The sequence below is a fragment of the uncultured Proteiniphilum sp. genome (genome assembly GCF_937873925.1).
GTDB lineage: Bacteria > Bacteroidota > Bacteroidia > Bacteroidales > Dysgonomonadaceae > Proteiniphilum.
In genome coordinates, this window is the sequence record NZ_CALNAT010000101.1 from 17,117 (window position 1) to 28,272 (window position 11,156).

The 11,156-nt window shown below is 42.6% G+C and carries 12 protein-coding genes; all 12 read right to left on the reverse strand.

The features are described from left to right. Positions 1-239 precede the first annotated feature (239 nt). Positions 240-662, reverse strand: a complete 423-nt coding sequence (locus tag Q0502_RS18990; RefSeq protein WP_366521775.1) for a DUF3795 domain-containing protein — start codon at positions 660-662, stop codon at positions 240-242. Between the two features lie 79 nt (positions 663-741). Continuing rightward, positions 742-1,305, reverse strand: a complete 564-nt coding sequence (locus Q0502_RS07060) for an AraC family transcriptional regulator (protein WP_298648919.1) — start codon at positions 1,303-1,305, stop codon at positions 742-744. A 224-nt stretch (positions 1,306-1,529) separates the two neighbouring features. Next, the gene (locus Q0502_RS07065; protein ID WP_298648921.1) at positions 1,530-2,585 is read right to left on the reverse strand and encodes an NAD(P)-dependent alcohol dehydrogenase; all 1,056 of its coding nucleotides are present in this window, start codon (positions 2,583-2,585) and stop codon (positions 1,530-1,532) included. Positions 2,586-2,669: 84 nt separating this feature from the next. After that, entirely contained in the window at positions 2,670-3,404 is a 735-nt protein-coding gene (locus Q0502_RS07070; RefSeq protein WP_298648924.1) for an SDR family NAD(P)-dependent oxidoreductase, read from the reverse strand. Positions 3,405-3,778: 374 nt separating this feature from the next. After that, positions 3,779-4,033: a Txe/YoeB family addiction module toxin gene (locus tag Q0502_RS07075; protein ID WP_298648926.1), complete on the reverse strand. Its 255-nt coding sequence runs from the start codon at positions 4,031-4,033 to the stop codon at positions 3,779-3,781. Position 4,034: 1 nt separating this feature from the next. Further along, positions 4,035-4,256, reverse strand: coding sequence for a DUF2683 family protein (locus Q0502_RS07080; protein WP_298648929.1), 222 nt, complete (start codon positions 4,254-4,256; stop codon positions 4,035-4,037). Positions 4,257-4,377: 121 nt separating this feature from the next. Continuing rightward, a complete protein-coding gene (locus Q0502_RS07085; protein ID WP_298648932.1) occupies positions 4,378-4,800 on the reverse strand; it encodes an SRPBCC domain-containing protein in 423 nt (140 codons plus the stop codon). Positions 4,801-4,974: 174 nt separating this feature from the next. Beyond that, a complete protein-coding gene (gene abc-f, locus Q0502_RS07090) occupies positions 4,975-6,576 on the reverse strand; it encodes a ribosomal protection-like ABC-F family protein (protein ID WP_298648935.1) in 1,602 nt (533 codons plus the stop codon). 422 nt (positions 6,577-6,998) lie between these two features. Next, entirely contained in the window at positions 6,999-8,336 is a 1,338-nt protein-coding gene (locus tag Q0502_RS07095) for a TolC family protein (protein WP_298648938.1), read from the reverse strand. A gap of 102 nt (positions 8,337-8,438) precedes the next feature. After that, positions 8,439-9,602, reverse strand: coding sequence for an ABC transporter permease (locus Q0502_RS07100; RefSeq protein WP_298648941.1), 1,164 nt, complete (start codon positions 9,600-9,602; stop codon positions 8,439-8,441). After that, positions 9,581-10,513, reverse strand: a complete 933-nt coding sequence (locus Q0502_RS07105) for an HlyD family efflux transporter periplasmic adaptor subunit (RefSeq protein ID WP_298648944.1) — start codon at positions 10,511-10,513, stop codon at positions 9,581-9,583. Before Q0502_RS07105 ends, Q0502_RS07100 begins: the two co-directional genes overlap by 22 nt. 60 nt (positions 10,514-10,573) lie before the next feature. Then, positions 10,574-11,156, reverse strand: a 583-nt coding sequence (locus Q0502_RS07110; RefSeq protein ID WP_298648946.1) for an ABC transporter ATP-binding protein, incomplete at its 5' end; no start/stop codon positions are given.

Genomic DNA, 11,156 nt, shown 5'->3' on the forward strand with positions numbered 1-11,156 from the left:
GTTTTTTCCCATGTTTACCCCTCCTTGTTTATATTTTTAATTATACCGGAATTGAGTGATTAATTTAATTATTGTAAACAATAAAGTTACGAAGATATTTGTATTGGTCAAATTGTATGGGATTACTATGAAACTGTGTAAATCTGCTTTTTTCTAAACCCATCGAATTCGACGGGTTTAGGATTGGGATTAAAATATGGTTTGATGAGTTTGTCATTCTCTATTCTAAAGGGTTCTGATTATTCAGTCACGTTAACCATTTCTTTACAATGTAGGCAAAAATTACGGTGAACACTCAAAGTCTTTTGGCAGAATGGACATGTCTGTTTTATAGTTTCTAATTGTAAGAACGTTTCAATTCCATTTGATTGTATTTGCCTCAGATTCTCAATCAAACTTGTACGGTAATTTTTTCTGTATCTTGCATCCAGTTGTTTTATTCTTTGGCAAGGAAATCTCGTACAGTCAAAACAAAATTTAGATTCGGTTTTTTCTAAATGTTCGCAGTTTGCAATTCTGCAAGTGATACAATATTTAGGTTTGTCTTCGGTTCTTTTCCTACAACCCGGACAGGGGTTCTTCTCACGTAAATAAGCAATACAGACACCACAACTCATCCCGCATGCGGCGATTAACTCTTTGTGAAAATGAAAGTTCTCCATAGCTTTTACAGTTTTCAAGTTGTTCAACTTTGACGCTAACACGCATATGAGCAAGAGTTAATCTGCTTTACCTACATCATCACACTTCATCTAACGGTTTTCTTTTGTCTTCCCTGATTTGTTTGAAATGGCTCGGCGTCAGTCCGGTTACTTTTTTGAATTGGTTACTTAAATAGGCAACGCTTGAATAATTGAGGCGGAAGGCAATTTCACTCAAAGATAATTCATCGTATACCAATAGTTCTTTTACTTTTTCTATTTTCTGAGCGATGAAATATTTCTCGATGGTGGTGCCTTCCACTTCCGAGAACAGGTTGGACAGATAGTTATAGTCGTGGTGTAATTCACTGCTCAACAACTCCGACAGGTTGGTTTTGGTATTGTTATCCTGATGATGCACAAGGTCGATAATGATGTTTTTGATCTTTTCGATGATCCTGCTCTTTTTATCATCAATAACCTGAAAACCCAATGGGATCAAGACTTCTTCTATTTGCTTTTTTTCTTCGGATGTGGGCTCTTTGCCGAGCGTTACTTCACCAAGCCTGACACTTTTTACGTCTAAACTCAGTTTTTCCAATTCATTCTTCACCACCATGATACAGCGGTTGCAGACCATATTTTTAATAAAAAGGGTATTCATCGTTGTTCCCTGTTTATAGTTATATAAATCCAATAGGCAAATTTACGATTTAAATCGGAGGAGTCAGGCTTCTTGCCGTTTAATTGAATCTGTTATCTCCAAGCACTATTCAATTCTTTACTAACGAATTTTGTGCACATTGTGCTTGATATTATACAATCAACAATGGTGATGATAAGCATCATCACCATTGTTGAATAATTAAAAGAGCCGGCACTTCTGGCTTAACCCTTTAAAGAAGTCATATCAATTACAAAACGATATTTTACATCGCCCTTCAGCAGCCGTTCGTAGGCGGTGTTGATATCCTGTATATTGATGAGTTCGATATCCGCCGTAATATTGTGTTTGCCACAGAAATCGAGCATTTCCTGTGTTTCCTTAATGCTTCCGATGGTTGAGCCGGCAAAGTTTTTCCGGGCAGGGATCAGGCTGAATGCTGCAATGGGCAGTGGATGTTCGGGTGCCCCCACCAATGCCAGTGTGCCATCCACTTTCAGAAGGCTCAGATAGGCATTCACATCATGTTGTGCCGAAACGCAATCCAATATAAAGTGCAGCGTGTTGGTATTGGCTCTCATCTGTGCTTTGTCTGTCGACAGAATGACATCGTCAGCCCCTAACCGTTTGGCATCGGCTACTTTCGACGGTGAAGTGGTAATGACTACTACATAAGCTCCCATCGCTTTTGCCAGTTTTACACCCATATGTCCCAATCCGCCGATACCGACAATCCCGACTTTGTGTCCGGGCCCTATATTCCAATGTTTCAAGGGCGACCAGGTGGTTACTCCTGCGCAGAGCAAAGGTGCGGTAGCTGCCAAGTCAAGGTTTTCGGGTACACGTAACATGAAATCTTCATCCACTACCATACGTTCCGAATAGCCACCGAACGTCTGCCGGTTCAGGTGTTTATCGTGACCGTTATATGTCTGGATATTTCCGTTCTCGCAATACTGCTCGCTTCCCTTTCGGCACTGCTCACATTCCCGGCAACTATCCACCATACAGCCCACGGCGGCAAGGTCGCCTACTTTGAACTTGGTAACATTGTCGCCTACCTTTGTAATTCGTCCCACGATTTCATGCCCCGGAACATTGGGGTATATGGTGCCGTGCCATTCATTCCTTGCCGTATGCAGATCGGAATGGCAAACGCCGCAAAATAGAATATCAATCTCTACATCTTTTGCCGTTACTTCCCGGCGGTCGATGGTCATCTGTTGTAAGTCCGCTTCAGGCGCTTCCGTGCCGAATGCTTTTACTGAAAATGTATTCATAATTTGATGTTTTTATTGTTTGACGGAATATTTTAATTCTTAGGGTTTAATTCCCTGCCACTTACGACGGAGAAGTTCATTCTATTATCCGGGAAATGAAATACCGGTAATCTCTTGACATAATACCATAAATCTTTCCTGTAGTGAAAAGTTATCGGCTTCAGGGTGGGAACGTTCTGCTTTCTGATGAAAGAAATAATGACCGCTTACTTTAGCCCGCTCATCATCGCTTGTGGCAAGCCACACCTGCGTTTCATATCCTTTTTGCAGGTCATCGGGTGCACTACTGCCTCCCATTTTTGTAGGAACCCAGCCGGGATTTACGCTGTTGGCATACACATCCGTCCATTTTCGAGCAACGACCTTACAGAGCATCAAAATGTGCAGTTTACTATCGGAATAGTTTATCCGCTCCACATTGGTTTTGAAATATTCGAGCTTTGGCTGCCCTTGCAGGTGCATAGACGAAGTGAGGTAAATCAGTCGTTTTGGCTTTTGTATCAAGCACGTAAGAATATAAGGGGCCAATACATTCACCTTGAAGATCTGCTGTCCCGATGCGTTGTAAACGCCCGCATTATGAATGATAGCATCAAACGTTCCCAATTTATTCACTTCTCCGGCAAGTGCTTTTGTCTCTTCAATGCTCAATAAATCACCTGTCAAAACAGCTTCTGCACCTTCTGTTTTTTTAAGTGTATCTTCTTTCCGTTTTGTATTGCGTGCGTGCAAAACAACCTGATGCCCTTGGTCTATCAATGCTTTTGCAGCCAATAGTCCAAGTCCGTCCGAAGAGCCTGTGATAAATATTCTTGCCATTTAATTAATATCTATTTCTAATTGCGGTTGAGTCAGGTTTCTATCCTCTCTTTTCCGTTCTTTTCCGTCGAGGTTTTTTTCTTATAAAACAAAAATAGCAAAAGTTTCTTTGAGGTGAGACCTTGTTGTCAATTTATTCTAAGTATGTCGTTTTATATCTATTTCGGATGCTCTTTGAAAAAGCGTTTCAATTTGTCAAATGGAGCCAGTCCTTTGGTGTTGTCGTACAAATCTACTTTCTTGTTTTTTTGATTACAAGGCAAAATTAAAAAACAAACCTCTTAAAGGTATTGCTGAGAGGTTCAAATTACTTTGCTCTAAGGCTCAATTGTTTTTCATGAAGATTTAATTTTTTGGGAACTTATAGATCAGTGTTATTCATAATGGCCTTTGGCTGAGAGGATAAATACGGTGTTTGCTACTACTTCATAAATTAGTCTGTGTTCTTTATTCATTCGTCTTGACCACATTCCCGACAAATTATGCTTTAAAGGCTCTGGTCTACCGGTTCCGGTAAATGGATGTTCTGTCAATTCTTCCAAGTAATTTTTTGAGAATGATTTTATTACCTGTCTTTTTGTGAAAATCAATGTCTTTGCTTTAGCCGTAAAATCTAAATGATAAGCCATATTATAAATCCAAAAATACTTTCAGATTTTCTTTCTTTACCCTAGTTGTTTTTCTGTCTTTTGCTTGCTGTCTGCTTTGCAAAACCTTTTCTACAAATTCAGGGTTGTAAGGGCTTTGTTCTTTGGAAAGCTCAAATTTTATTTTCAATGCTTTCATAAAAGCCTTTAGGGCTTCAATTTGGGAAGCATCATCGGTATATGCCTTTATGTTGATTGATTTCATTTGAGTATTTTTTATTATTTGTATAAATCCTTATGTCACTTCAATATAGCAGAGATAATGATTCCAAACTGAATTGCGCAAAGGATGGGTATTAAAATGCCAAATACAAAACGGCCTCCCGTTATTCTCTCTCCGCAAGTTCTTTCAGTTTTTTGTTCATTTCGTTAAATCCATTTATCGTTTTTTCGGGATTAAATAACCCTGCGAAAATACCTTTAAATTGTTCACTTTGCACAAATGTCACCGTTCCGTTTTTGTTCTCTCTCAGCTCAAATGTATGTTCTCCGTCGAATAGTCCTTTGAACAGTACTGTTCCTAACCATTTTAATTTTTGGTTTTCCTGTCTTGTGAGGATTGTCGGTTTGAATGTCATTGTTTTTCCACCCGGAGGAGTTAGTTTCACGGTTATTTTGTTTCCCTCTTCTGGCTCTACGGAGGTGATGAATGGGTTCCAATTCGGATAATTCTCAAAATCGGTGAGGATTACCCATACTTTTTCGGCTCTTGCATGGATAATTATTTCTGTCCTGATTTCTTTTGCCATGATCGTTATATTAAAAGTGAATGATAGTAGAAGTATAAGTTTCCCTATATTTATCCAAATTCATAAAAACATAGGATACCTCATTTATCCTTATCCAGTGCAATTTATCATAAAAATTCAACACAGCAAAAAACGGCCTCGGTTAAAATTTATTATTAAAGTTTCTTATGGAGTTTATTTATTGATATTTAACTCGATTACCCTTTCAATATTTATTTGCTCCAGAAATATTTCATCGTGGGAAATTACGAGCAATGTTCCTTTATATTCGTTAATGGCTTTGGTCAGTATCTCAATGTTTTGGATATCGAGGTTGTTGGTCGGCTCGTCCAAAACAATAATATCAGGCGATTGATCGGTGATGCTTAAACAGCACAACATTAACCGCATTCTCTCTCCACCACTCAAAGTGGCGCAGGGTTTGTCCCAATCTTCTTTCGTAAACAAAAAACGATTCAACCTGATTTTTATTTCGTGTTCATGCAAAGCGGACGTATTAAACTGTTGTGCCTGTTCGTAAATTTTCAGCTTATTGTTTATCGGGGAATAATCCTGGTCAATGTAAACGGACCTGCTTTCCGTAACAGCTACGGTACCGGTTTGTGGTGTGAGATTTCCGAGAATTATGTTGATCAAAGTTGTTTTCCCCGAACCATTTGAGCCTTTTATGGCTATTCGTTCGCCGCTTGTGATTTGTAAACTTAAAGGTTCGTTCCATATATATTCTTTGTGTTCATAGCTGAAATTGATGCCAGATGCCTTGAACAGTATTTTCCCTTCATGCAATCCTGAATAGTCGAATCCGAACTTCATCTTGCCGGTTTCCGGTAGGAAGGAACGCAACTCCTGCAACTCCTGCGAAATATTTCCTGCCTTCTCCGAGTGCGTACCCTCGATTTTGGCAGTACTTTTTTCTGCACTGTTTCTCCACGTATTGGCAACTATCTTGGGCAGTCCTGCTTTCCCCAGATTCTTTTTTGCACGTGCATCCAATTTTTGCCGGCGTTCGATCGTTTCACGTTCTTTTTCCCTGGCTTTTTTCAACGCTTTCTCCTTGCTTTGAATGTCTTGGGCTAAAGCGTTGGCTTTTATCTGTTTTTGCTCGTTGTAAAAATCATAATTACCACCATAAACGGTTATTCCCTGTCTGCTTAGCTCACAAACCATATTCAAATGGTTCAATAACTTACGGTCGTGACTGACGACGATCATAGTACATTTTGTGTTTTGTATAAAGTCATACAGGCATTGCCTCCCTGAAATATCCAGATGATTGCTCGGTTCGTCTGATAATACCAGTTCAGGTTGATGAATGGAAATACCGGCCAAAAAGATCTTTGTTTTTTGTCCTCCGCTTAATGTTTCTATTTTTTGTGATAGATCCAGGCCGCTCAATTGCCATTCGTTTAATGCTGTGGTACAACGTTCCTCGATTGTCCAGTCGTCGTTAAGCAGATCATAGTTTTTTTCGGAAACATTTCCATTCAGTATTTCGTGTAGCGCTTTCAATTTTTGGGTTACTCCCAATGCATCAGCGATTGTCAGGTGATCGTACTGCCCGAAAATTTGAGGGATATAATACGGTTTCGTATCCGTTTTCAGCATTCCGTCCGAGGGTTGTAATTCTCCTGCAATGATCCTTAGCAGTGTGGTTTTTCCCGCACCGTTGTTTCCGATCAGTGCAATTTTTTCATTTGGATTAACGATGAGGTTGATGTTGCTGAACAATAGATTCTTATCGAGGTGTGTATAGGATAGGTTTTGAATAGTAAGCATAATTTCTTTCTTTTAGGAGATGAATAAATCCAACAAACCGTTTTCACGATTTGCCTTTTTAAAAGCCTGAAAGAAATTATTTTATCACATTTTCGCTTACTTACTTATTGTTTTGTCCTGCAAAGATAGTGCTTTTTTGTTTTAAATTAAGTGATGTTTCTTTTTGATACTTCCACCCGAATCTCAAAATTGCCGTTCGTTTCTATAATTTGATCGTATTTGGATTTTTTCGATTTATATACCCTTACCGGGATTAGACTTCATCTATTTTGTACGTACAATATATGAATTTTGTACGGATATTCAAATTTCTACCTTAATGTCTTTATTTCGGCGGTTCAATATATTATTCGTCAAATTACAAAAATCATACCTCTCCCTACCCCCTGTTTCGCAGAGTGGGGATAAATCAACTATTGGCCCTACCTGACTTTTTCCAAAGCGAGCAAACTCGTGATAATATCGTAGGCCGATTGCAGGTAACTCTGCTGTGCATTTTGCAGTGCGCGTTGTTCCTTCATAAGATCCTGTTGCAGGATGTACCCTTTTTCAAATTCCAATTGGGCGGCTTTCATATTTTGTTGACTCATCTCCAGATTTTCCCGACTCAAGAGGTAGCTTTTTCTGCGGAGTTCGAGTTGCGACTGTTCATGGAGCTTTTCTTTCGCCCTTGTGTTGCGTATATCACGCAAATTTTCCGTTTCGATCTGTTGCCGGAACCGTAACCTTGAGAGCTCATTGGATGTTTGGAGCGATTGGGTAATGGGAACTTTTACTGACAATCCGATATAGCTGTAACCGCGCCACGAATGGGTGTCGAACAGCGTCAACCGTCTGTTGTAGTAATTGGTGCCGAGATACCCGTTTAATGAGAGGGTGGGGGCGTACTTCCACGAGGCGGATTTAACGCGTATGGCTGCCAGTTCAACTATTTCGTTTTGTTTCATCTCTTCCAAACCACCCGTGGGAATAGCAGTGGAAAATGCCTGTTCTATTTTTTCGAGCAATTCGGGAATACTTTCCTCCGGATCGAGAATAGCAATATTTTCCGGCGTGATCTCTTCCCCCATCAGGTATAGGAGTTCTGCCTTGCTGTCCCGCGCGATTTTTTCTGCCTGGAGATAGTTGACCACCGATTCGTTGTATGCCTTGTGAGCGTCATTCCTCTCAGTCAAAGATATTTTTTCCCGTTTGTATAATGCGTCGGATGTTTTTAGCAGTTGTGCAAAATAGGTGGTGTCGTTCCTCAGTAACTGCTCCTGCTCCAATGCAAGAACACATCCGGCATAGGCAGTGGCAATCTCCGTCCGCAAGTCTTGCTCCGAGATCAACGCGTCGTATTCCCGGATTTTTAGTTGCAGCCTTTTCTCGTCTGCCCCGAACACTTTTTCAGGGCTGAGCAGGTCGTAAGCAAGGTTCAATCCGGTGGATGAGTTCCACTCGGTATTGAATTTCAGGTACATCGACTCATTTTCCCCGGCATCGGGATTAAATAGATGAGCGGGTACCGGTGTGGAGGGGATGATCAGATTTCGTCTCAAGTCACCTGATGCATACAGGGTGGGGATATGTTGTAAACGTGCTTCCCTCCATTGCAATCTGGCCCCTTCGACCTCCATTTTTTGTATATTCTGGCTGGGAGAGCGTCTTATAGCATAAGTAATCGCTTCGTCCAGGGATAGCCGGTCAATCGGGATTTCCTGAGCCGATATAATGGTCGAGAAGTATATAGTTACATAAAACACAATGGATCGTTTCATACGTCAATATTTAGACTAAAAACTAAAAGTAAAAAATGATTTGGTGTTTAGCCGATCAAATCAGCATATCATCGAATTATCACATTTTCAAATTGATCTATCTTATCGAAACACGGAGGAGGGCTCCACTTTCTTTAGTTTCCTGATGGAAAAATAGGAACTCCCCACCGAGATGAGCAGGGTAGTCATAAAGAGGAACAAAAGGAAAGGAGGAGTAAGGGCGATGATCAGTCCTGCTTTTGCCATTCCTATTTTGGTAATCAACAGCAACACGAGTGAGATAGAGAATCCGATGGCCGCGTAGATGACCGATTGGGCGACCACCAGGCGGGTGACGTACCGGCTCGATGCACCGATGGCTTTCAGCGTTCCGTAATCTTTCAGGCGGTCGTAAGTGGCAGAATACATAGTGAGGCCGATAATAAAGAATCCGCTGATGATCCCGAAAACAATCAAAGTGGCAAAGCTCATTCCCATGTTGTTTGCGGTCATTACATTCACGATAGAAGTGATTCCCAGTTTGTCGGAGCGCCACGCTTTCAGGTCGGGTGCCATTTGGTTGATATGGGAAATAACCGGTTCTATTTTTGACGGATCGTTCACAGTAACAACAATTCCGCTGATCATATAATCCGGTAATCCCGAATAGTAACGTGCTTTGGACGTAGTGGAATACAACAGGGGCGTGGAGAATCCCCTGGCCTTTTTTGTGATGATCCCTATGGTAGCTGTTTTTCCGTTTATCTCGAGATTTGTTCCCTGTTCCGTAGTATATCCGAAAGTTTTGTTATCATAAAAATCGGCGGAAATGATTCCGGGAAACGGGAAATGATGCATCGATCCCGAAAGGATCTGTCCTGCATGGGGCCCCGCCGCCATTACCGGGTAATCGCTCCCTATGATCATGGCCGCAGCATCTTTTCCGTTCGGGAATTTCAGAGATACGTTGGCAGCGACAAAACCGTGGGTGTCGTCGACCCCTTCCATGCTCCTGAGTTGATTCACCCACCGTGTGTCGAAAGGGGACAACTGATTGATATTGGTGGTCTGTTTCTTCACGACAAAAATTTGGGAACAGTCGGGATTGGCATTCCGGATAATCCCCCTTATCAGGTCGGAGAGGTAGAAAAACATGCCCAGCTCAACCCCTATCAGGTAAATGCTTATGACGATAGCGGTAAGGATACCAAAACTCTTGGATTTCTCGAAAGAAACAAACTTGTAAGCTGTTGCAAACATACCGGTTAATTTAAATGGACCACGCATTCCACTTTTGTATCGATAAGCGGGGTGGTATTGGCATGACGCAAAGAGATCTCAATCTCACGCACACGGCGGTCTTCCAGATCGGTTCCGCTATCGGAGAAAAGTGATTTCCGTTTCAGGTCGGGAGAGATATGCAGGATTTCCTCATCGGTTGACAGGACGGAATCCCCTCCTGTCAACTTGAGAGAACAGCGCTGTCCTACAGCCAGTTTATCGGCGAATAACTCATCGATCTCGGCCCGCACGATGAGGGGGCCCTCCGGCGATATGCGGGCGTATGTTTCGTGCAAGTCAACCGCCTCCCCCACGCGCGGGGTGATATCGAGAAGGATACCCTCTATGGGAGTCCTGAACTGCCTACGTTCGAGCGCCGCCAGCCCGGATGTACGTTGAATGGTAGTTTCATCCAGTTGGGCCTGCTGCATCTTGTAGTCGCTCTCCAGCTTTTTTAATCGCTCCACACCCAGATCGTACTCGTTTTGCAGCGTACGTACGTTCTCTCCCGTGGCGGCGCCCACCTCGAGCAATTCCCGTGCGTCCTTCAACCGGCGGAATTTTTCGGCAAGAGCCAATTTCTCCTGAAGGAGTATCGATTTTACGGACTCCACGGCATGCCGCTGCGAGACGATGCGCGAATCGGTTTCTCTGACAGAGAGAACTTCGTCCGTCTCGTCCACCGCAAGCAGGACATCCCCCACTTTTACCGTATCGCCCGCTTTAAACCGTACTTTCGTCACAATTCCCGAAGCCGGGGACGCCAACTCGCTTACTCCTCCCTGGGGAGTGATTTTGCCTATTCCCATGATGTGCGTGACAGGAGGCGCCTGTATTGGATCTGAATTCTCTTTTTTATGGTTACAGGCTGCGATGAGCAATATCGATGCCAGCAGCCATATCTGTTTTCTTTTCATTTTGTGACAGGTTTACAGTCTTGTACGTTTATTGCAAGACACAAGTTTATAACGGGATAATTAAAATTCCTCCCCCGGATCGCTTTCCCTGATTGTTCCTTCCGATACGTAAATGGTACGGTCGGCATATTTTTTTAATCGCATATCGTGTGTTACGATGATCACCGCACGATCATCGCGTGCGAGACGACTCAACATATCCATTACCTGGCGTGCGCTGTGATGGTCGAGCGATGCCGTAGGTTCATCACACAATATCAGTCGGGGATCGGAGATCAGCGAACGGGCTACGGCTATACGTTGCTGTTGTCCGCCGCTCAGATTCCGGGGCAGGCTGTACGCACGATCCTCCATATTGAAAGTGCGTATAAGATCAAGCGCTTTTTTTCTGGCTTCTTTCCGGTGTACGCCCTGTAAAATAAGCGGCTGCATCACGTTTTCCAATGCATTGAGTGGTGACAAAAGATTAAAACCCTGGAAAACAAAACCGATCTGCCGGAGCCTTAATGTAGCCAGTTGCGTTTCCGAAAGTTCGTTGACACAGGTATCGCCCACCCACACTTTACCGCCGGTAGGGTAGATGACACATCCCAGCAACGACAAAAGAGTGGTTTTGCCGGAACCCGAAGGGCCAACGACTAAG

Coding starts and splice junctions, on each gene's coding strand:
- Q0502_RS07075 (WP_298648926.1), bottom strand. CDS start 4,033: ATGGCTTATCATTTAGATTTTACGGCTAAAGCAAAGACATTGATTTTC.
- Q0502_RS07080 (WP_298648929.1), bottom strand. CDS start 4,256: ATGAAATCAATCAACATAAAGGCATATACCGATGATGCTTCCCAAATT.
- Q0502_RS07100 (WP_298648941.1), bottom strand. CDS start 9,602: ATGCGTGGTCCATTTAAATTAACCGGTATGTTTGCAACAGCTTACAAG.
- Q0502_RS07060 (WP_298648919.1), bottom strand. CDS start 1,305: ATGAATACCCTTTTTATTAAAAATATGGTCTGCAACCGCTGTATCATG.
- Q0502_RS07070 (WP_298648924.1), bottom strand. CDS start 3,404: ATGGCAAGAATATTTATCACAGGCTCTTCGGACGGACTTGGACTATTG.
- Q0502_RS07065 (WP_298648921.1), bottom strand. CDS start 2,585: ATGAATACATTTTCAGTAAAAGCATTCGGCACGGAAGCGCCTGAAGCG.
- Q0502_RS18990 (WP_366521775.1), bottom strand. CDS start 662: ATGGAGAACTTTCATTTTCACAAAGAGTTAATCGCCGCATGCGGGATG.
- Q0502_RS07105 (WP_298648944.1), bottom strand. CDS start 10,513: ATGAAAAGAAAACAGATATGGCTGCTGGCATCGATATTGCTCATCGCA.
- Q0502_RS07085 (WP_298648932.1), bottom strand. CDS start 4,800: ATGGCAAAAGAAATCAGGACAGAAATAATTATCCATGCAAGAGCCGAA.
- abc-f (WP_298648935.1), bottom strand. CDS start 6,576: ATGCTTACTATTCAAAACCTATCCTATACACACCTCGATAAGAATCTA.
- Q0502_RS07095 (WP_298648938.1), bottom strand. CDS start 8,336: ATGAAACGATCCATTGTGTTTTATGTAACTATATACTTCTCGACCATT.